Genomic DNA, 19,071 nt, shown 5'->3' with positions numbered 1-19,071 from the left:
TCGGTCGGACGGCAGTCGTGCCCAGCGGGCGGTCGACGGGGCAGGGGGGACAGGCCAGCAGTCAGCTGTCGGCGGGTGGGCCGCCGGTGGTCAGCTGTCCAGACGGCGCCAGCCCGTGACCGGGCCTGGAGTGGTCGCGTCCTCTGGAGTGACCCAGAAGGCCCTCCCGAGCCCCGCGTCGAACTGTGCTCCCGCACGGCCGTCGCCCGACGAGCGCCCCGTGAGCCGCCGCCCGATCCAGGGCATCAGATGCTGCCGGGCAAAGCGGATGTCCTCGACCCGTCGCTGAACCCACCGTGCCGGCGGGGTCATGGGCATGGGAAGCCGCCAGTCGTCCTCCGCGGGCAGCCCGAGCGTCTGCCAGACCGCCTCAGCGACCCTGCGGTGCCCCTCGGCAGTCAGGTGCAGGCGGTCGACGTCCCACATCCGAGGATCGCCCAGCGAAGGAGCGCCGTACAGGTCGGCCACCAGTGCGCCATGGCGCTCGGCCAGGTCCCCCACCAGCGAGAAAAGCTCCTCCATGCGAGGACGGAAGCGCTCCATCACAGGACCGTTCCTGCCGGGGCTTCGCATCAGCACCAAGGTCTTGCAGGACGGCGCGAGCCGCTCCACGGCCTCCTCCAGCCGGCCACGCACCATGCCCATGTCGCACTTCGGCCGAAGGGTGTCGTTCAGCCCACCGACGAGCGTGATCACATCCGGTTGCAGGGCGGCTGCCACCGGCACCTGCTCGTCCACGATCTGGCTGATGAGCTTGCCCCGCACGGCGAGATTGGCGTACCGGAACCCCGGTGTGCGGGCCGCGAGCCGGGAGGCGAGCACATCGGCCCACCCGCGGTACGAACCGTCGGGCAGCAGGTCCGACATGCCCTCGGTGAACGAGTCGCCGACCGCGACGAGACTGGTGTAGGAGGCATTCAATTCCATGGCGCTGCCGATCGTACCGTGACGGGCCGCAGGACCGGCGCCGACGACATTCACGCGGCGACCCGCCCCGGCGCCTTTCTGGCGGCCTCCTTGACCAGCGGCCGCGTTCGGCCTCGCAGGGGCTCCCGATCCACGATCTCAGCCCCGTCCGACGGCCCGGGGTTACCCCACCCGACACGCCCCGGTGGGGCCGGTGGGGGAGGCGGGGGGCGACGGCGCGCTGATCGAGGAGCTGCGTGCGCGCCGACGACCCCGGCCTGCGTTTCCCATGGGGCACCTGACCGACCTGTACGGGCGCACGCCTCACGGGCCCACGTTCCCGCTGATCAGCCCGGCTGAGCTCGAGCAGACGGGGATGCGCATCGGGCGACCGCTGCCCAGCTTGCTCCGGTGCGCGTACACGGAGGTAGGGAATCAGCGGCTTCGGACCTGGTGGCGGGCTCACGCCGCTGACCGACGGCAATCGCCCACCGACCGCCCGGTCCCCGGTCGACTGACCGTCCGCACTCCGCAGTCCGCACCCCGCACCCCGCACCCCGTAGTCCGCACTCCGCGGTCCGAAGCGACGAACGCGGCCGTGCGCGATGGATGTCGGCGTCATGGCTCCACCTGACCTCAGGCGGCTGCTCGATGGTGTGGTGTGTCTCGTTGCTCGCCGTCGACAACCCGCTGCTGCCCCACGACCCCGAGGGCCGGGATCCCCCATGGGGGCGGGCGTCCCACGACGGGCTGCGCCCCGCGACCGCGTCGATGCGTCGGTGGCTGTGGACCTGGGCCGACGGTGGCACTGTCCGGGACGACGCGAGCGGTCGATGAACCAGCCCCCCGGTCGAGGTGACGCCGGGGCCGCCTCCCTCCCGCTCCGCGTGGGAGGGAGAAAGGGCAACCGGGGCCTCGGAATGCGGAGGAGGGGGCGCGACCGCTGTCGCGCCCCCTCCCGCCGTCACGCCGTCACTCAGCGGGTCTGCGGCCTGCCCACCAGCTCGCGCAGGACGTCCTCCATCGTGATCATGCCGGCCAGGCGGCCGTCCTCGTCCAGCACCGCCGCCAGATGTGTACGGCTGCGCCGCAGAGCGGTCAGGACGTCGTCCAGCGGCGTCGCCGCGCGTACCCGGGCGATCGGCCGCAGAGCCGTCACCGGGAACGGGACATCGCGGGGCGTCGCGTCCAGGGCGTCCTTCACGTGCAGATAGCCGATGATCCGCTGTTCACTGTCCATCACAGGGAAGCGGGAGAAGCCCGACTCGTGCGAGAGCCGCTCCAGCTCCTCGGGCGTCGTGCCGACCCTGGTGTACAGCACCCGGTCGACTGGCAGGAGTACGTCCCTGACCGGGCGGCGGCCCAGTTCCAGCGCGTGGCGCAGCCGGTCGGCCGAACGGTCGTCGACGAGCCCCGAATCCTCGGCGTCCTTGACGAGCCGTGCCAGTTCGTCGTCGGAGAACGTCGCGGAGACCTCGTCCTTCGTCTCCACCCGCAGGAGCTTGAGCAGGGTGTTCGCGAAGGCGTTGATCGTGAAGATCACCGGGCGCAGTGCCCTGGCCAGGGTCACCAGGGGCGGACCCAGCAGCAGCGCCGTGCGGACGGGTTCGGCGAGCGCGATGTTCTTCGGAACCATCTCGCCCAGAAGCATGTGCAGATACGTCGCCACCGTCAGCGCGATGACGAACGAGATGGGGTGGACCAGTCCGTGCGGCACGCCCACCGAGTCGAACAAGGGCTCCAGCAGATGGGCGATCGCGGGCTCGGCGACGATACCCAGCACCAGCGTGCAGAGCGTGATCCCCAGCTGTGCGGCGGCGAGGAGCGCCGAGACGTGCTCGAGGCCCCAGATGACGCTGCGTGCCCGCCGGTTTCCGGCCTCCGCCTCGGGTTCGATCTGACTGCGCCGGACGGAGATCAGGGCGAACTCCGCTCCGACGAAGAACGCGTTGACGACCAGGGTCAGAAGGCCGATGAAGAGCTGGATCGCGGTCATCGCTCAGCCTCCGCCGACTCGTCGTCCACCGCGATCGGCGCGTGCAGCAACGCACGCGCCGCACGGTGGCCCGAGGCGTCCACCACGTCGATCCGCCAGTCCGTGAGTTCGATGGTGTCTCCGACCACCGGGATGCGTCCGACCTCCGTGGCGATCAGACCGGCCAGGGTCTCGTACGGCCCGTCCGGGACACGCAGTCCGATGGTGCGGAGCTGATCCGTGCGGGCCGCTCCGTCGGCGGACCACAGGGTCCGGCCGTCGGCGTCCTCGCCGGCGGGCGCCAGGTCGGGAGTCTCGTGCGGGTCGTGCTCGTCGCGCACCTCGCCGACGACTTCTTCCACGATGTCCTCCAGCGTCACGACTCCCGCCGTGCCGCCGTACTCGTCGATGACGACCGCCATGGCGAGCTTGCCGGACAGGCGGTCCAGCAGCCGGTCCACGGTCAGCGTCTCGGGCACGAGCAGCGGTTCCCGCAGCATCTCCGACACGCGCTTACGAGGTCGCTGCTCCGCCGGCACGGCCAGCACGTCCTTGATGTGCGCGACGCCGACGACCGTGTCCAGGCTTCCCCGGTAGACGGGGAAGCGCGAGAGGCCCGTCGCCCGGGTCGCGTTCGCGACGTCCTCGGCGGTCGCCTGCACCTCCAGGGCCGTGACCTGGACGCGGGGGGTCATCACGTTCTCCGCGGTCAGTTCGGACAGGTTGAGGGTACGGACGAAGAGCTCGGCCGTGTCCGCCTCGAGCGCGCCCTCCTTCGCGGAATGGCGTGCCAGAGCCACCAGTTCCTGAGGGCTGCGGGCCGAGGCGAGCTCCTCGGCCGGTTCGAGGCCGAAACGGCGCACGATCCGGTTGGCGGTGTTGTTCAGGTGGCTGATGAAGGGCCGGAAGACGGCCGTGAACATCCGCTGCGGGGTGGCGACCACCTTCGCGACCGCCAGCGGGGACGAGATCGCCCAGTTCTTCGGCACCAGCTCGCCGACCACCATCAGAACCACGGTGGACAGGGCGGTGCCGATCACGAGCGCCAGCGAGGAGGACATGCTCGGCGACAGTCCGATCGCCTCGACCGGGCCCCGGATCAGCTTGGCGATGGACGGCTCGGAGAGCATGCCGACGACCAGGTTGGTGACGGTGATGCCGAGCTGCGCGCCGGAGAGCTGGTAGGTCAGGCTGCGTACGGCCTTGAGCGCTCCCGCCGCACCCCGTTCCCCTCGTTCGACGGCCCGTTCGAGTTCACCGCGCTCCAGCGTCGTCAGGGAGAATTCGGCCGCCACGAAGGCGCCGCAGGCGAGGGAGAGCAGTACCGCCACGAGGAGCAGAAGCACTTCGGTCATCGGTTCACCTCCGTCCCATGATCGGCCAGGGACAGAGGGCTCGCGCGATATCGGCGGTGTCTACTACTGGGGGGCTCGCCCATGGGCGGACGCTCACACCTTTCGAAGGGGGCGGACAATCGGGAATCCATAGTAAAGGATCGGCAAAATCATGCTTGCCGCAGAGGCGGGAGCGGCTGGTCAACGGTATCCGGCAGCCCGTCACCCGCTCGGAGCGACGTGACCCGGTTACCCGCTCAGAGGGACTTGACCCACCGCCTCCAGTGGTCCTCGCGATGGTAGCCACCGGCTGCCCAGGTGTGATGGGCCTGAGTGTTCACCTCCAGGACCATGGCGTCCACCCGTCGGCCGCCGAGGGCGAGGAAACGTTGTTCCGCGGCATCCAGCAGCGCCCGGGCGATGCCCTGCCGGCGGGCGTCCGGATGCACGGCGAGCCGGTAGGCGGAGCATCTCCATCCGTCGTACCCCGCGATGACGGTCCCGGCGAGCTTGCCGTCGCGCACCGCGAGAAGCAGGGCTTCGGGGTCCCGGTCGATCAGCCCGGCGACGCCGTCGTGGTCGTCCGTGATGCTGGTCCCCTCCGCGGCCTCGCGCCAGAACCGCAGAATCGCGTCGATGTCGGAGAGGGTGGCGTGGCGTATCTCGAGATCGGTCATGGAGGAAGCCAATCAGACCGCGAGCGGGCGGAGCGCGCGCCTCCCCTCCGTGTGCAGGGGTGCGTGCCTCCGCGCTCCTCTTGCGAGTGCTAGCGCGCACGCGCTAGCGTGAGGGCGTGCCCAAGACTCAGCTGAACGTTCGAGTGGACGAGGCCACCGCCGAGGCCGCGCGACAGCGTGCCCTCCAGCGGGGGATGAGCGTGAACCGATACATAGAGGAACTCGTCAAACAGGATGCCGGCGAGGTGGGACACACCTTCGTCGAAGCCGCCGCCGACTTCATGAAGCAGTACGAGTCGGTGTTCGCCGAGGAGTTCGGCACGGAGCGCAAAGGCACCCGTTGAACCTGCAGATCGATCTTTCCTGGTTGCTCATGGTCGCCGAGCACAAGACGCCCGGTGATCCACAGGTCGTCGACTGGGGCGCGCTGGTCGCCGCGGTCAGCCGGCACGAGGCGGAGATCTTCGGCAGCCCCGTCTACAGTGACCCGCACTCCCGGGCTGCCGCGCTGTTGCAGCTCCTGCTGCATGTGCCCGCGCTCGAACACTCGAACGCGATGTTCGCCTCCGCCGTCGCCTACGGCTATCTCGTCGCCTCCGGACTGAAGATCATCACCTCGCCCGAGCAGGTGCGCGACCTCGCGCGGCTGGTGAAGGAGGGAAAGGCGGACGTCAGGGCCATCGCGGACGAACTGCGCACCTGGAGCCTCTGACCGCGCCCTCACCGTTCCGGCGGGCATGGGCGAGGGCGGCTTCCGTGCATCCGCCGAGGGAGCCCGGCCCCCGCTCTAGTGGGGCGGGTTCGACCGGTCCACCACCGCCGACCGCCGGGCCACCCCGAGCACGCACGGGGAGGTCGGGAGCTGCACGCCGTGCTCGGGGATACGGAATCTGCGGTACGACCCCAGTTCGAACCCTGCGTCCTCCAGAGCGCCGACCGTGTCGCGCGCCGTATGACAGCCCCCGAAGAGCAGGGGCCAGACGGTGCGGTCCACCGCGCGCTGTGCCGTCGCCAGCCCTCGGCCGGTCGCCAGGGTGTGTTCGAAGAAGCGCAGCTCGCCGCCCGGCCTGAGTACCCGCTTGATCTCCGCCAGCGCCCGGGGGAGGTCCCGTACGGTGCACAGGACCAGCGATGCCACCGCCGCGTCGAACGCCTCGCTCTTCACCGGCAGCGCCTCCGCCGTGCCCGGCACCACATCGACCGGCACCTCCGCCCGCAGCGCGGCGCCCGCCGCCAGCCGCCGCAGGTTCCGCTCGGGCTCGATCGCCACCACCTCCGAGACGGCACCCGGATAGTGCGCGAAGTTGAGGCCGTTGCCCGCGCCGATCTCGATGACCCGTCCCGAGAGACCGGAGAGCAACTCCTCGCGATGAGCCGCGATGCCGCCCTTGAGGTCGGCGGTCACGCTGAACCTGGCGTAGAAGCGGGCGAAGACGGGATGGTGCACCGCGTCCCGAGGGTTTTTCGTGCTGCGCCGACTCATGACGGGCCTCCTTCGCGCACGGGGATACCGCTCTTCCTCGATTCTCCCCCGTACGGGCGCGCTCAGCCGCTCATCGGGGGACCCGGTTTCCGCCGAGTTCGGGCGCGAGCCAACTCGCCGCGCGCGCACGGAAGTCGGCCGGTGCGAGCGCGCCCGCGCCGGCCGGAACAACGCCCAGAAGCGGCACTCCCGCCGCCACGGGGAGATCCTCGACGTTGCACCGTGAAGCGAGGTCCGGCTCGGCCGGCATGCTGCCCACCACCACGCCGGGGCAGACCAGCCCACGCGCCCGCAGGGCTTCGGTGGTCAGAGCGGTGGAGTTGAGCGTGCCCAGCCCCGCGGGGGCCACGACCAGCACCGGCGCGGACATCAGCCGTGCGGCGTCCGCGAGTGTGGCCCCCTGCTCGTCGAAGCGCACCAGCAGTCCGCCCGCGCCCTCGACCAGCACCAGATCGTGCTCCGTCGCCAGCTTCTGGGCGGCATCCGCGATCTCGTACGGGCGTACGGGGGCGAGGCCGGCTCGGCGTGCTGCCGTTTCGGGCGCCAACGGCTCGGGGTAACGGGCCAGTTCGACCGCGGTCACATGGGTGCCGGCCAGCCGGGCCACCTCTGCGGCGTCACCCGCCTCCCCCGGAGCGAGACCGGTCTGGGCGGGCTTGAGCACCGCGACCCCGCGACCCCGGGCGGACGCTGCCACCGCTGCCGTCACGATCGTCTTGCCGATCTCCGTGCCCGTCCCGGTCACCACCAGGATCGTCATCTCATCCCTCCTTCGCCGCCGCGCACACGGCCCGGCAGATACGTGCCACATCGTCGTCGCCGGTCACATAGGGCGGCATCGTGTACACGAGGTCACGGAAGGGACGCAGCCACACGCCCTCGCGCACCGCCGCCCGGGTCGCGGCCGTCATGTCCACCTCGTGATCGAGCTGTACGACACCGATCGCGCCCAGCACCCGGACGTCCCGTACGCCCGGCAGCTCCGTGGCCTCGGCCAGACCGTGCCGCAGCCCCGTGCTGATCCGCTTGACCTCCTGCCCCCAGTCCTGGCCCAGGAGAAGGTCGACGGAGGCGCAGGCGACCGCCGAGGCCAGCGGGTTTCCCATGAACGTGGGCCCGTGCGCCAGCACCGGCACCTCTCCGCTCGAAATGCCCTCCGCCACCCGCGACGTGCACAGCGTCGCCGCCAGCGTCAGATAACCACCGGTGAGCGCCTTGCCGACACACATCACGTCCGGTGAGACACCGCAGTGCCCGGCGGCGAACAACGAGCCCGTACGGCCGAAGCCCGTCGCGATCTCGTCGAACACCAGCAGGACGTCGTGGGCGTCGCAGGCCTCGCGGAGCACCCGCAGATAGGCGGGGGAGTGGAACCGCATCCCGCCCGCGCCCTGGACCACCGGTTCGACGATCACCGCGGCCAGTTCGTCGGCGTGGGCGGCGACCAGCTCCCGCAGGTGCGTCACGTAGGCCTCGTCCGGTTCGGCGTCGAAGCCGTCCGGGGGCGCGTCCGCGAAGACCTGCCGGGGCAGGGCGCCCGACCACAGCTCGTGCATCCCGCCCTCCGGGTCGCACACGGACATCGGCTGCCAGGTGTCCCCGTGGTACCCACCGCGCCAGGTGAGCAGTCTGTGCTTGCCCGGGCGGCCGGCCGAGCGCCAGTACTGCAGGCACATCTTCACCGCGACCTCGACCGAGACCGATCCCGAGTCGGCGAGGAAGACGTGCCGCAGCGGCTCCGGAGTGATCTCCACCAGCCGGGCCGCGAGCCGGACGGCGGGCTCGTGGGTGAGCCCGCCGAACATCACGTGGCTCATCCGGTCCAGCTGCCCGCGGACCGCCTCGTTGAGCACCGGATGGTTGTAACCGTGGATCGCCGACCACCAGGAGGACATGCCGTCCACCAACTCCGACCGCCCGTGCGCGGGTTCGGCGAGCCGGAGGCGTACGCCGGACGCGGAGTCCACGACCAGCGGCTCCTGCCGGCCCGGCATCGGGCCGTACGGGTGCCAGACGTGAGCCCGGTCCAGGGCGAGGAGATCGGCGGGCCGGAGCGGATCACGCATTGGGTGCGAGGTCCGTCCCGGCGCCACGACGGCGGACCGCCACGAGGTCCGTACGCGCCGCGACGGCCTCCGGCGCGCCGACAGGCTGAGCGGCGGCCGGTCCCGAAGCCTCCGACGTGGCCCGGTCGCTCCCGGCCGGCTCACCGCACGGAGCGCAGCCGCCCTCGTGCGATCCGCAGTCGCCCGCCGACGGCGCGCGGTGCTCGGGCAGCGTGGTCGTCCCCGCTCCCTCCACCTCGAAACCGGCGTCCGCGATCATGTCGAGGTCGGTCTGGCCGGACTGGCCCTCACTGGTCAGGTAGTCCCCGAGGAAGATGGAGTTGACCAGGTGCAGGGCGAGCGGCTGCATGGAACGCAGATGGACCTCGCGTCCGCCCGCGAGCCGCACCTCGACGTCGGGGCAGACGAACCTCACCATCGCCAGGATGCGCAGGCACCGCTGCGGGGTGAGATGCCACTTCTTCGCGAGGGGGGTCCCCTCCATGGGGATCAGGAAGTTCACCGGCACCGAATCCGGGTCGAGCGCACGCAGCGAGAAGACGACGTCCACGAGATCGGCGTCGCTCTCACCCATCCCGGCGATCAGGCCGGAACAGGCCGAGAGGCCGGCCGCCTGGGCCTGCTGCACGGTGTCCACCCGGTCGGCGTACGTGTGGGTGGTGGTGATGTCCCCGTACGTCTCCTCCGAGGTGTTGAGGTTGTGGTTGTACGCGTCGGCGCCCGCGGACCGGAGCCGGTCGGCCTGGCCCTCGGACAGCAGACCGAGGCAGGCGCACACCTCGACGCCCTCGTGCTGCTCCTTGATGGCCTCGATCGTCTGCGACACCCGGTCGACGTCCCGGTCGGTCGGCCCGCGCCCGCTCGCCACCAGACAGACCCGCTTGGCGCCCCCGGCCACACCCGCGGCGGCGGCCTTCGTCGCCTGGTCCGGTTTCAGCCAGGTGTACTTGAGGATCTCGGCCTTGGAGCCGAGCCTCTGCGAGCAGTAGGAGCAGTCCTCGGGGCAGAGCCCGGACTTCAGGTTCACCAGATAGTTCAGCTTGACGCGGCGCCCGAACCACTGGCGACGCACCTTTCCGGCCGCGGCCACCACGTCGAGCAGTTCGTCGTCGGAGGTCGCCAGCACGGCGAGAGCCTCGTCACGGGTCGGCAGTTCGCGCCGCAGCCCCTTGTCCACCAGCGTGTTCAGCAGGTCCATGGGCTTGATCCTGACGTACGGCACCACCATCGGCCAAGGAGGAACCGGACAGGAGAGCCGGCCGATGCTGTGGGTATTGCCACACCCTGGCCTGTTGCGCCCCCGGTTAGGGTCTGTGAGCTGCCTACAAAAGGGACCCGCTCATGTCCTACGCCCCATTCGACTGGATCGACGACGCGGCACGCCGCCGCGCCGACGCCGGCCTCGTCCGGACGCTACGCCCCCGGCCCTCAGCGGCGGACGTGCTGGACCTCGCCGGCAACGACTACCTGGGGCTCACCCGGCACCCCGAGGTCACCTCGGCCGCGGCAGCGGCGGCCCGGGAGTGGGGCGCGGGGTCCACCGGTTCGCGGCTGGTCACCGGGTCCACCGCACTCCACGCCGAACTGGAGCGGGAACTCGCCGACTTCTGCGGATTCGAAGCCGCCCTCGTGTTCTCCTCCGGCTACGCGGCCAACCTGGCGGCCCTCACCGCGCTCACCGGACACGATTCGCTGATCGTGTCCGACGCGGGGAACCACGCCTCCATCGTCGACGGCTGCCGCCTCTCCCGGGCAGCCGTCGCCGTCGTACCGCACGCGGACCCCGAGGCCGTGCGCAAGGCGCTCCGTGCGCACTGCGGACGGGCGCTGGCCGTGACCGACTCGGTCTTCTCCGTCGACGGCGACGCGGCCCCTCTGTCCGCCCTCGCGGACGCCTGCCGCGAGAACGGCGCGGCCCTCCTGGTGGACGACGCGCACGGGCTGGGCGTGCTGGGGGAGGGCGGCCGCGGCGCCCTCGCCGCCGCCGGGCTCGCGGGCGGCGAAGGGATCGTCGCCACGCTCACCCTGTCCAAGTCGCTGGGCAGCCAGGGCGGCGCGATCCTCGGCCCGGCCCACGTCATCGGGCACCTCGTCAACACCGCCCGTACGTTCATCTTCGACACCGGGCTCGCTCCGGCGGCGGTGGGCGGTGCGCTGGGTGCTCTGCGGCTGCTGCGCCGGGAGCCCGAACGCGCGGCCGGCGCCGGAAGGGTCGCCGCCGCACTGTACGAGCGGCTCACCGCTGCCGGCCTGACCGCCGTACGCCCCGAAGCCGCCGTCGTGTCGGTCCGCGCCCCCTCGGCGGAGTCGGCGGTGCGCTGGGCGGCCGACTGCCGCGGCGCCGGCCTCGCGGTGGGCTGTTTCCGCCCGCCCTCGGTACCGGACGGCATCTCGAGGCTCAGGCTGACAGCGCGTGCCGACCTCACGGACGAGCAGATCGCCTTCGCCGTACGGACGGTCGTGGCGACGGCTCCCGTCTCGGTCAGCTGACCCCGGGGCCGTGCAGTCCGGCCACGAAGGACGCCCAGGCCCTCGCCGAGAAGCGCAGCGGCGGCAGGGCGACGTCCTTGGAGTCCCGCACGGCCAGCCGGCCCTCGCCGAGCGGTGCGGCTTCCACGCAGTTGTTCATCCCGGTGCTGCGGCTGCTGCGCCGCCACCTGGGGCCGGGCTGTGCGGGACGGTCGGACATCGTGCCCCCCTCGGGCAGTCTGAAGGTTCCGCCTGATCGCCGCCCAGGGCGACGATGAGGTCCAGCGAACGCTCCGGCGACAGCGCGTGGGCCTGCATGGAGCGGAAGGCCGAGCTGTACGCCGCAAGGTCTTCTTTCCGCTCCAGATAGAGACTACTCGTCAAATGGTCAAGAACGACCACATCCAGATCGGAAGTGTTCGGAAAAGAGAAGATTACGAAAGGTCCGGTGAGCCCGATGTAGCTTCCCGCCTCGAACGGCAGTAACTGGAGTGTCACGTGCGGCAGTTGCGCCGAACGAGCCAGGTGGCGCAGTTGTTCCCGCATCACCTCGGGGCCACCGACCCGCCGTCGCAGGACGGCCTCGTCGATCACGGCGCTGAGCCGCAGGGGAGTGGGCGCGTACAGAACACTCTGGCGGGCCAGTCTGATCTCCACCAGGGAGTCGAGCTGGGCCGGGGGAAGGCCGTCCAGGGTGGACCGGGTCACCGCTCGCGCGTAGTCGGCGGTCTGGAGGAGTCCCGGCACCACGGAGGTCTCCAGCGTCCGGGCGGTACCGGCCTGCGACTCCAAGCTGATGAAGTCCCGGTACTGCGGCGGGATCAGCCCTCGGTAGGCGTGCCACCAGCCGTTCCCACCGCCGCCCGCCGAGCCGGCCAGATGCTGGAGCAGCGAGCGCAGTTGCCCGTCGTCCACGCCGTAGACGTCCAGCAGCCGGGTCACGTCGCCCGGCGTCACCCCGCTCGCGCCCGTCTCGATCCTGCTCACCTTCGACTGGTGCCAGCCCAGCAGGTCCGCAGCCTCCCGGCTGGTGAGTCCCGAGGCATTGCGCAGGCCGCGCAGTTCCTCCCCGAGTTTGCGTCGGCGTACCGCCGGGCCGTGGCGCATGTCGGCTCCTTCCTCCCGCGGAGAGCCGCCTTCCGCGGCGGCTCGGAAAGTGGCCAGTGTGACGCTTGTGTACGGCTACGGGTGAGAGTTCACCGGAATGGGCGACAGATATATGCATATCTTGGTGGATCGCCGTCACGGAGGGCTGCATCGGTGGCACTCTGGCGCGAAGCACAGTCCAGGCCGATCGCGGGTCGGTCAGGCGGGAAAGGGACGGCGTCGCCATGGCAGACCACCAAGAAGCAACTGTCACTCTGCCGAGCGAGCCGGTCGCGGTGTCCCAGGCCCGGAGACACGTGGCGCGCGTACTCGCCGAGTGGGGCCTTGCCGACGGCGGCGAGACCGCCGACGCCATCCAGCTGATCGTCTCGGAGCTGGCCACGAACGCGGTCCAGCACACCTTCGGGCAGTCACCCACCTTCACCGTGGACCTGCGCCTCGACCGCGACGTCGAGTTCTACCTGGGAGTGACGGACAGTCACCCGCGCTGGCCTCAGCGCCTGCCCGCGGCGGTCCGGCAGGACAACGGCCGCGGGATGGTGATCGTCCGGGCGCTCGTCAAGGAACGTGGTGGGCGGCTCAGCGTCTGTCCCACCCCGGACGGCGGCAAGACCGTGTCGGTCGAGCTGCCCTGGGCTGTTGCCCTGCAGCCCTGACACCTCATGGGCGGGCTCCCGTGCCGGGACGCCGACGCGCCTGCCGGTCAGGGCCCGCCGGTCCGCCGGCCCGCCTGCCCGTGCACCCACACCGCGCCCTCGCACCCGGCGGGTGCGACGGCCCGCGACTACGAGGCGGCGGCCCGGCCGAACCCGCTGCGCAGCAGCGCCATCAGCGTCGACGCGGCCGGTGTGTTCTGGGTGCCCCGATGGACCACGGAGATCGTCCGCCGGAACGCGGCCGGCTCCAGGCGCCGTACGGCCAGCGGCGCCGGCGACATCGCCGCGACCATCTCCGGCACCACTGCCACGCCGAGGCCCGCGCTGACCAGCGCGCACACCAGGGCGTAGCCAGGTGACTCGCACACCACGGCGGGGGTCGCCCCTGCCTCGGCGAGCGCACGTTCCACCCCGCGCCTCGGCGGATGCTCGGGCGCGCTGCTGATCAGCGGCCGGCCGGCCAGTTCGGAGACGGGCAGGGGGCCGCTGCCCTCGGACAGCATCTGGCCGAGCGCGGTGACGAGCACCAGCTCCTCGACGAGCAGCGGTTCCGAGAGCACCCCCGCGGGCAGGGCCTCGGGGGCCGCCGGCTCGTACGCGTGGGTCAGCGCCAGATCCACGTCGCCCGCCGCGACCGCGGCGACCCCGGCGGGCGGTTCGTAGTCCGTGACGGCCAGCTCGACGTCAGGGTGGGCGCGGCGGAACGCGGTGAGCACCGGCGGCAGCAGATGGATCCCGGCGGTCACGAACGTCCCGACCCGCAGCCGGCCGCCCGACAGGCCGGCCAGGCGGGCCAGCTCGTGCCGCGCCTGGTCCATCTCGTCCAGCACCCGTCTGGCCCGTCCGGCCAGGAGCTCGCCGGCCGCCGTGAGCCGTGCCCCGCGATGGTGCCTCACCAGCAGGGCCGCCCCGGCCTCCCGCTCCAGCTTGGCCAGCTGCTGCGAGAGCGCGGGCGCGGTGTATCCCAGCCGTGCCGCTGCCCGTGTGATCGAGCCGGCCTCGGCCACCGCCACCAGGGCGGCCAGCCGTGTGGGGTCGTACATTAAGCGTTCCTTCAGGCAGACCCAGGAGATTGCAAGTACACGCTAAAGGCTTCGGGCGGTCAGGCTGTACCCATGGACACACAACTCCTCGCCTTCGTCGCCGTGGCCGCGGGAATGGTCGCGCTGCCCGGCGCGGACTTCACCGTCGTCGTCCGCAACGCACTGGCCTCGCGCCGGTCAGGGCTGGCCACGGCGGTGGGGGTCGCGGGAGGGCTGCTGGTGCACACCGCCCTGGCCGTCGCCGGGCTCGCCGCCGTGCTCGTGGCCATGCCGGTCCTGTTCCGCACCGTTCAGCTGCTCGGCGGCGCCTATGTGCTCTGGCTCGGGCTCAGCGGCCTCCACGCGCTGCGACGGGACGCGGCCGGGGCAGGGGACGCGCGGGAGGAGCCGGGAGGCAGGGCGCCGACGCCCTGGCGCCGTTCCCTGCGCCAGGGCTTTCTGACGAACGCCCTCAACCCCAAGGCGCCGGTGCTCTTCCTCAGCCTGTTGCCCCAGTTCGTCCCCGACGGCTCGCCTCCGCTCCCCAGGACCCTGCTGCTGGCCTCGGTGGTCGTGCTGCTCGCGCTCGTCTGGTTCCCGGCCGTGGCGCTGCTGGTGGACCGGCTGGGCCGGTGGCTGCGCCGGCCGCGTACCGCCCGTGCGATCGAGGGCGGCAGCGGCACGGCGCTCACCGCGCTGGGACTCGTGCTGGTCACCGGGCCCCTGCTGCGCTGAACCGGAGGGAGATCCGTCAGCGGACCCTCCCGTACCAGACGTTGTTCGACCAGATCCGCTCCAGCCGGACCACGGCGCCGGTCTTCGGTGAGTGCCACATCTTTCCGTTGCCGGCGTAGATGCCGACGTGGTAAACACTGCGGCCCGCGTGGAAAAAGACCAGGTCGCCGCGTTTCCGCTGCGACCTGGAGATATGGCGGGTCTTGTTGTACTGCTGCTGGGCCGTGCGGGGGAGTTTCTTGCCCGCTTTCTTGAACGAGTAGAGCGTGAGACCGGAGCAGTCGAACCGGTGGGGGCCGGTGGCCCCCCATCTGTACGGCGCCCCCTTCTTGGAGGCCGCGATGTCGAGCGCCCTCGTCGAATGGCCCGCTGCCTCGGCCTCGTTCACGAGACCGGGGGTCAGCATCGTGGTGCCGACGGCGAATGTGAGAACCGAGGCCGTACCGACCCGGGCGATGAGAGACGGGACATGAACCTGCGCAGGCATGCGCAACCCTTCGTCAGCCGCCTGTGAAGGATGACCTGTCGGGTTCGGGCTGGCGAAGTTGCCCGGCCGCACGCAGCGGCTTCACCCCGAGGGACGTCCGGATGACCGGTCGGCCCGTTGTGCTCGGGTCCTCCACTCCTGCCGATCCACTCCTGTCGACCAGGCATCCGGACGGCGGCAGGACTCGGCGTCCGCCCGGACCGCCCCGCCGCGGTGGCGGGGGCTTGTCGTCCCAGGGATCTTTACTCACGCACTGCCGCTTTTCCTTGTTGAACTTCCGATATGTGAGAGTCGTCACCACTGATCCGTTCGGGTGGACGAGGCTCGCCCGGCGGCTCGGCGCCCCCGTCCGACCAGCCGCGCACCAGCGACGGAACGGGGTATTCCGCTCAGCGTCCGCATCTGTCGCGCAAGTTGGGCCGTCCCCCGGGCGGGGGAGCCCCTGCGCCGAACGGGCGAGGAAAACTCATCACTCGGCCGGGCGTGTCGCGAACGCGCGCCGAAAGCCGGGCGGGACAGCGGAGTCGGGCACCTCGGATGATCAACTCGGCGCCGTGGGAGGCAGGGCGACCCGTCCGGCGCGGCGCTCCCCGTCCAGCACCCGCAGGGCCCTTGCCAGCGTCGCCGCGTGGATCTGCGATTCGCCCCTCTCGTGCATCAGCGTCAGTGCGTCACGGAGGGCGGTCGCGCGGGACGCGAGCGCCTGAGCCGCACGGAGCGCCCCGTAGGTGTCGCTGCCCCGTGCGGGATTGATGCGCCCGAGCTGGTCGAGTGCCTCCAGGTAGCAGTCGATGAACTCGGCCTCGGCGCGGGTCAGTGCGGGGAGCGGCGGGAACTGGGGCGACAGCATCGGGTGTTCACCTCGCGGAATGCGGTGGCAGGGTCGGCATGCGGTTCTCCATGACGTGGTCCACCAGTCCGAACGCCAGGGCGGCGGAGGCGTCGAGAATGGTGTCCCGTTCGATGGCGGCGCCGATCTCCTGTGCGGAACGCCCCGTGTGACGGGCCAGCATGGCCGTGAGCAGCTCGCGCTCGCGCAGCAACTCCGCGGCCGAGATCGCGAGATCGGAGGGCCGGCCTCGCACCGGCTCGTCCAGGGCGGGTTGCTGGATGACTACCCGGGCGCCGGGCAGGGCATGTCGATGTCCGGGCGAACCCGCGGCGAGGAGTACCGCGGCGTTCGAGCCCGCCTGCCCGAGGCAGAAGGTCTCCACGTCGCAGGCCAGGAAGTGCATGGTGTCGTAGATCGCCGTCATGGCGTTGAAGGAGCCACCGGGCGAGTTGATGTAGAGGGACAGCGGGCGGTCCGGGTCCGCGTGCTCCAGGTACATGAACTGGGCGATGAGGTCGCTCGCCGCCGCGTCGTCGACGGGTGTGCCGAGGAAGACGATGCGTTCGGACAGCAGCTTCGAGTAGGGATCCATGCTCCGGGACCCGTAGGCGGTGCGTTCGGTGAACTCGGGCAGGACGTGACGGGCGGCGGGACGGAACATGGCGGGCCCTCTCCTTCGATTCCCCACGGGCGGAACCGATCCGTGGACCTGCACGTAAAAAATGTACAGGACGTACAGACGGTTATGATGGGGACTATGGCCTACGAGATTCCGGTGACGCAAGCCCGTGCAGAGCTCGCCGAGCTGATCAACCGCGTGGTGTACGGCGGGGAGAGGGTGGTCGTGACGCGGCACGGCAAGCCCCTCGTGGCGCTGGTTTCCGCCGCTGACCTGCAACGACTCGAGAACGAGGAGCAGGAGGCCGAGGAGCAGGTGATCCGCTCGGTCTCGTCGATCCACTCGGCGGCGTCTGCTCGAAGCGAACGGCGCAGCTTCGGTATCGCCGCACAGCACCCCGGGCACGACCGGGACGGCTGACCGGAGGGGGCCCGGCGCGACGCGCACCCCAGGGCGGCCGGACGCCGGACGGCCGTGCACTCCCCGGTCGGTGCCGGGGGGTGCACGGCCGCTTCGGGTGCGGGACGGTCAGGGGGTGAGCGCCGGCTCCGGGGTGCGCCCGGCGGGAGCGGGGGCGGCGGATTCCGGGCGCCTACGGCCGGCGAGCAGTACGGCGGTCAGGCCGAGGAGTGCCCAGAGAGCCAGGATCAGGGCGGGCCGGCCAGACGCGTTTCCGTCGAAGAAGGCGACGGAGCGCAGGAGGGAGCCGCCTGCGCCCGGCGGCAGCCACTGGCCGATCGTGCCGACCGGAGCGGGCAGCAGCTCGGGCGCGCTGGTGACGCCGGAGAACGGGTTGCCCAGGAGGACGACCAGGAGTGCCCCGACGCCGATGCCCCGCGTACCGAGCAGGGCGCCGAGGCCCGCGACCGTCGCGCCCGCCGCCAGTGTGGTCGACGCGATGGCGGCCGCCTCGGTCCACCAGTCGCCCGTGATCACCCCCAGCCAGGTGTGGGCCAGGGTGGTGGCGGCGACGCCGACCAGTACCGACGCGCCGGCCAGGGCCGCCCCCGCCCGGGCGCCGCGCAGACGCATCAGGGTCACGAGGGCACCCGCGGCGACCCCCGCGAGAGTCAGCGGCAGCACGCTCGCACCGAGCGCGCTGCCGCGCGGGTCGGCGTCGGGGGCCGCGACGACGTCCGTCACCGGTATCGCGGCCCCGTCGGGCGCCGCCTGGGTGACCGCCTCCGTGAGCAGCTGGGCGACGACGGAGCTCGCGGCCGAGGCGGTGAGGAGCCGGGGGCCTTCGGCCGAGAGGATCACCGCGCCGTATACGGCCCGCTCCTCGATCGCGGTGCGGGCGGCGTCCGCGTCGGCGTACCGGTGGACCTCGAAGGCGCCCGCACGGCTCTCGAACCGCTGCGCAAGCGCATCGGCGGCCGGTGCCGCGCCGGCGACGCCCACGGGCAGGTCCCGAGGGGCGATCCGCGCGGCAGGCCAGGAGAAGGCCCAAAGTGTCAGCGACACGATCAGCGGGACGAGCAGGGCGACCGCCACCGCGCGGTGGTTCGGTGATGCGGGCATGACGTGCGCCTCGATTCAAAGAGAAGGATCGTTCGTTTTAGGAACGCCTCCACTGTCGGGGCCGCGATCCGGGCTTGTCAAGAATGAATGTTCGTTTTAGGTTGCGTCCATGGCACGCGTATCCCAGGAGCACCTCGACGCCCGCCGCCGGCAGATCCTCGCGGGCGCCGCGCGCTGCTTCGCCCGCAGCGGCTTCCATGGCACATCGATGCAGGACGTGCTGAAGGAGGTCGGACTGTCGGCGGGCGCCGTCTACCGCTACTTCGCGGGCAAGGGGGACCTGATCGCGGCGATCGCCGACGACGCGTTCAGGATCATCCGGCAGTCGTTCGAGGAAGCCGCGGACCTCGTGCCTCCGCCCACCCCCGACATCCTGCTGGGCCGGGTGCTGCGGGGGGTCTTCGAGGGGCGGATCTTCGGCATGGGGCGCCGCGAGTGCGCCGCGCTCATCGTCCAGGTGTGGGCCGAGACCCTGCGTGACGAGCAGCTCGCGCGGACGCTCGGCGAGGGGTACGCGGGTATGCGCGAGGCCTGGACGAAGCTGGTGGAGGCCTATCGTGCGGCCGGTCTGATGCCTCCCGGTGTGCCCGCCGACGATGTGGCCCGCACCATGATCGCCGCCGCCCAGGGCTTCATGGCGCAGGAGGCGCTGTTCGGCGGGGTGGAGCCCGAGGTCCTGGAGAACGGGTTGCGGGGGCTGATGTCCATGGATCCGCAAAAGATCAGTTAACGCGCCGGAAAAACTTCCGCCCTAACGTGCAATACCTGGCCGCGGAATCCTCTTCATCGTTCAACAGAGTGTTGAAGGCGGGATAGGGTCCCGCTGCGCCCGGGGCAGGTACCGGGCGGAAGACGAAGAGGGTGGAAGCGTGCAACTGACTCCGCACGAACAGGAACGCCTGCTCATCCATGTGGCGGCCGATGTCGCAGAGAAGCGCCGGGCGCGCGGGCTGCGGCTGAATCACCCCGAGGCGATCGCCCTGATCACCTCGCACCTCCTGGAAGGCGCACGCGACGGCAGGACCGTGGCCGAACTGATGGCCTCCGGCCGGAAGGTGCTCACCCGTCAGGACGTCATGGACGGCATCCCGGAGATGATCCACGACGTCCAGGTCGAGGCCACCTTCCCGGACGGCACCAAGCTCGTCACCGTCCACGACCCGATCGTCTGACGGGGCCGGC

General features: G+C 71.3%; 24 protein-coding genes and 1 riboswitch. Of the genes, 9 read left to right on the top strand and 15 right to left on the bottom strand.

What is annotated here, in order from left to right:
* Nucleotides 1-90: 90 nt before the first annotated feature.
* Nucleotides 91-927, bottom strand: coding sequence for an SGNH/GDSL hydrolase family protein (locus ACFY8O_RS28290; protein ID WP_387907194.1), 837 nt, complete (start codon nt 925-927; stop codon nt 91-93).
* Between the two features lie 630 nt (nt 928-1,557).
* Between ACFY8O_RS28290 and ACFY8O_RS28285 the strand changes: the two genes are divergently transcribed.
* Nucleotides 1,558-1,743, top strand: a complete 186-nt coding sequence (locus tag ACFY8O_RS28285) for a hypothetical protein (protein WP_387907191.1) — start codon at nt 1,558-1,560, stop codon at nt 1,741-1,743.
* 139 nt (nt 1,744-1,882) lie between these two features.
* Here ACFY8O_RS28285 and ACFY8O_RS28280 read toward each other — a convergent pair whose 3' ends face one another.
* The 3 genes from ACFY8O_RS28280 to ACFY8O_RS28270 form a co-directional block, all read right to left on the bottom strand.
* Complete coding sequence (locus tag ACFY8O_RS28280; protein ID WP_145811619.1) at nt 1,883-2,902, bottom strand: hemolysin family protein; 1,020 nt, start codon at nt 2,900-2,902, stop codon at nt 1,883-1,885.
* Complete coding sequence (locus tag ACFY8O_RS28275; RefSeq protein ID WP_145811617.1) at nt 2,899-4,236, bottom strand: hemolysin family protein; 1,338 nt, start codon at nt 4,234-4,236, stop codon at nt 2,899-2,901. Before ACFY8O_RS28275 ends, ACFY8O_RS28280 begins: the two co-directional genes overlap by 4 nt.
* Before the next feature lie 236 nt (nt 4,237-4,472).
* A complete protein-coding gene (locus tag ACFY8O_RS28270) occupies nt 4,473-4,892 on the bottom strand; it encodes a GNAT family N-acetyltransferase (protein WP_387907187.1) in 420 nt (139 codons plus the stop codon).
* A 116-nt stretch (nt 4,893-5,008) separates the two neighbouring features.
* On the opposite strand from ACFY8O_RS28270, the gene ACFY8O_RS28265 reads away from it, so the two are divergent.
* Nucleotides 5,009-5,236, top strand: coding sequence for an antitoxin (locus tag ACFY8O_RS28265; protein ID WP_073750044.1), 228 nt, complete (start codon nt 5,009-5,011; stop codon nt 5,234-5,236).
* Nucleotides 5,233-5,604, top strand: coding sequence for a fic family toxin-antitoxin system, toxin component (locus ACFY8O_RS28260; RefSeq protein ID WP_145811613.1), 372 nt, complete (start codon nt 5,233-5,235; stop codon nt 5,602-5,604). The genes ACFY8O_RS28265 and ACFY8O_RS28260 overlap by 4 nt, the downstream gene beginning before the upstream one ends.
* 75 nt (nt 5,605-5,679) lie before the next feature.
* On the opposite strand, the gene ACFY8O_RS28255 is transcribed toward ACFY8O_RS28260, so the two are convergent.
* The 4 genes from ACFY8O_RS28255 to bioB form a co-directional block, all read right to left on the bottom strand.
* The gene (locus ACFY8O_RS28255; protein WP_387907183.1) at nt 5,680-6,375 is read right to left on the bottom strand and encodes a class I SAM-dependent methyltransferase; all 696 of its coding nucleotides are present in this window, start codon (nt 6,373-6,375) and stop codon (nt 5,680-5,682) included.
* Between the two features lie 70 nt (nt 6,376-6,445).
* Complete coding sequence (gene bioD / locus ACFY8O_RS28250; protein WP_145811610.1) at nt 6,446-7,135, bottom strand: dethiobiotin synthase; 690 nt, start codon at nt 7,133-7,135, stop codon at nt 6,446-6,448.
* Nucleotide 7,136: 1 nt separating this feature from the next.
* The gene (locus ACFY8O_RS28245; protein ID WP_387907180.1) at nt 7,137-8,441 is read right to left on the bottom strand and encodes an adenosylmethionine--8-amino-7-oxononanoate transaminase; all 1,305 of its coding nucleotides are present in this window, start codon (nt 8,439-8,441) and stop codon (nt 7,137-7,139) included.
* Nucleotides 8,434-9,639 (bottom strand): biotin synthase BioB, encoded by a 1,206-nt coding sequence (gene bioB / locus ACFY8O_RS28240; RefSeq protein ID WP_387907177.1) that lies wholly within the window; start codon nt 9,637-9,639, stop codon nt 8,434-8,436. Before bioB ends, ACFY8O_RS28245 begins: the two co-directional genes overlap by 8 nt.
* 143 nt (nt 9,640-9,782) lie before the next feature.
* On the opposite strand from bioB, the gene ACFY8O_RS28235 reads away from it, so the two are divergent.
* Entirely contained in the window at nt 9,783-10,931 is a 1,149-nt protein-coding gene (locus tag ACFY8O_RS28235) for an 8-amino-7-oxononanoate synthase (RefSeq protein WP_387907174.1), read from the top strand.
* Here ACFY8O_RS28235 and ACFY8O_RS28230 read toward each other — a convergent pair.
* Entirely contained in the window at nt 10,924-11,130 is a 207-nt protein-coding gene (locus ACFY8O_RS28230; RefSeq protein ID WP_145811601.1) for a DUF397 domain-containing protein, read from the bottom strand. The two genes, ACFY8O_RS28235 and ACFY8O_RS28230, sit on opposite strands and share 8 nt — an antisense overlap.
* Nucleotides 11,067-12,017, bottom strand: coding sequence for a helix-turn-helix domain-containing protein (locus ACFY8O_RS28225; protein WP_387907169.1), 951 nt, complete (start codon nt 12,015-12,017; stop codon nt 11,067-11,069). The genes ACFY8O_RS28230 and ACFY8O_RS28225 overlap by 64 nt, the downstream gene beginning before the upstream one ends.
* Nucleotides 12,018-12,241: 224 nt before the next feature.
* Here ACFY8O_RS28225 and ACFY8O_RS28220 point away from each other — a divergent pair, with 224 nt between their 5' ends.
* On the top strand, nt 12,242-12,673 hold the full coding sequence (locus ACFY8O_RS28220) for an ATP-binding protein (RefSeq protein WP_145811596.1): 432 nt from the start codon (nt 12,242-12,244) through the stop codon (nt 12,671-12,673).
* A gap of 128 nt (nt 12,674-12,801) precedes the next feature.
* On the opposite strand, the gene ACFY8O_RS28215 is transcribed toward ACFY8O_RS28220, so the two are convergent.
* Complete coding sequence (locus ACFY8O_RS28215; RefSeq protein ID WP_387907165.1) at nt 12,802-13,716, bottom strand: LysR family transcriptional regulator; 915 nt, start codon at nt 13,714-13,716, stop codon at nt 12,802-12,804.
* Nucleotides 13,717-13,788: 72 nt separating this feature from the next.
* Here ACFY8O_RS28215 and ACFY8O_RS28210 point away from each other — a divergent pair, with 72 nt between their 5' ends.
* On the top strand, nt 13,789-14,430 hold the full coding sequence (locus ACFY8O_RS28210; RefSeq protein ID WP_387907162.1) for a LysE family translocator: 642 nt from the start codon (nt 13,789-13,791) through the stop codon (nt 14,428-14,430).
* Nucleotides 14,431-14,446: 16 nt separating this feature from the next.
* On the opposite strand, the gene ACFY8O_RS28205 is transcribed toward ACFY8O_RS28210, so the two are convergent.
* The 3 genes from ACFY8O_RS28205 to ACFY8O_RS28195 form a co-directional block, all read right to left on the bottom strand.
* The gene (locus tag ACFY8O_RS28205) at nt 14,447-14,917 is read right to left on the bottom strand and encodes a C40 family peptidase (protein WP_145811589.1); all 471 of its coding nucleotides are present in this window, start codon (nt 14,915-14,917) and stop codon (nt 14,447-14,449) included.
* Between the two features lie 3 nt (nt 14,918-14,920).
* Nucleotides 14,921-15,093: riboswitch (cyclic di-AMP (ydaO/yuaA leader) on the bottom strand.
* Between the two features lie 365 nt (nt 15,094-15,458).
* Complete coding sequence (locus tag ACFY8O_RS28200) at nt 15,459-15,767, bottom strand: hypothetical protein (RefSeq protein ID WP_387907158.1); 309 nt, start codon at nt 15,765-15,767, stop codon at nt 15,459-15,461.
* Between the two features lie 7 nt (nt 15,768-15,774).
* Nucleotides 15,775-16,410, bottom strand: coding sequence for an ATP-dependent Clp protease proteolytic subunit (locus ACFY8O_RS28195; RefSeq protein ID WP_387907155.1), 636 nt, complete (start codon nt 16,408-16,410; stop codon nt 15,775-15,777).
* Nucleotides 16,411-16,506: 96 nt separating this feature from the next.
* Here ACFY8O_RS28195 and ACFY8O_RS28190 point away from each other — a divergent pair, with 96 nt between their 5' ends.
* On the top strand, nt 16,507-16,788 hold the full coding sequence (locus tag ACFY8O_RS28190) for a type II toxin-antitoxin system Phd/YefM family antitoxin (RefSeq protein ID WP_387907152.1): 282 nt from the start codon (nt 16,507-16,509) through the stop codon (nt 16,786-16,788).
* A gap of 108 nt (nt 16,789-16,896) precedes the next feature.
* On the opposite strand, the gene ACFY8O_RS28185 is transcribed toward ACFY8O_RS28190, so the two are convergent.
* Complete coding sequence (locus tag ACFY8O_RS28185) at nt 16,897-17,889, bottom strand: ABC transporter permease (RefSeq protein WP_387907149.1); 993 nt, start codon at nt 17,887-17,889, stop codon at nt 16,897-16,899.
* Between the two features lie 109 nt (nt 17,890-17,998).
* On the opposite strand from ACFY8O_RS28185, the gene ACFY8O_RS28180 reads away from it, so the two are divergent.
* Both ACFY8O_RS28180 and ACFY8O_RS28175 read left to right on the top strand, forming a co-directional pair.
* Nucleotides 17,999-18,619, top strand: coding sequence for a TetR/AcrR family transcriptional regulator (locus tag ACFY8O_RS28180; RefSeq protein ID WP_145811583.1), 621 nt, complete (start codon nt 17,999-18,001; stop codon nt 18,617-18,619).
* Between the two features lie 139 nt (nt 18,620-18,758).
* Nucleotides 18,759-19,061: an urease subunit gamma gene (locus tag ACFY8O_RS28175; RefSeq protein ID WP_145811582.1), complete on the top strand. Its 303-nt coding sequence runs from the start codon at nt 18,759-18,761 to the stop codon at nt 19,059-19,061.
* Nucleotides 19,062-19,071: the final 10 nt, after the last annotated feature.

Source organism: Streptomyces argenteolus (genome assembly GCF_042902585.1).
GTDB lineage: Bacteria > Actinomycetota > Actinomycetes > Streptomycetales > Streptomycetaceae > Streptomyces > Streptomyces argenteolus.
Note: the sequence above shows the minus strand (reverse complement) of the source record. Positions and strands in the feature narration are given on the sequence as shown.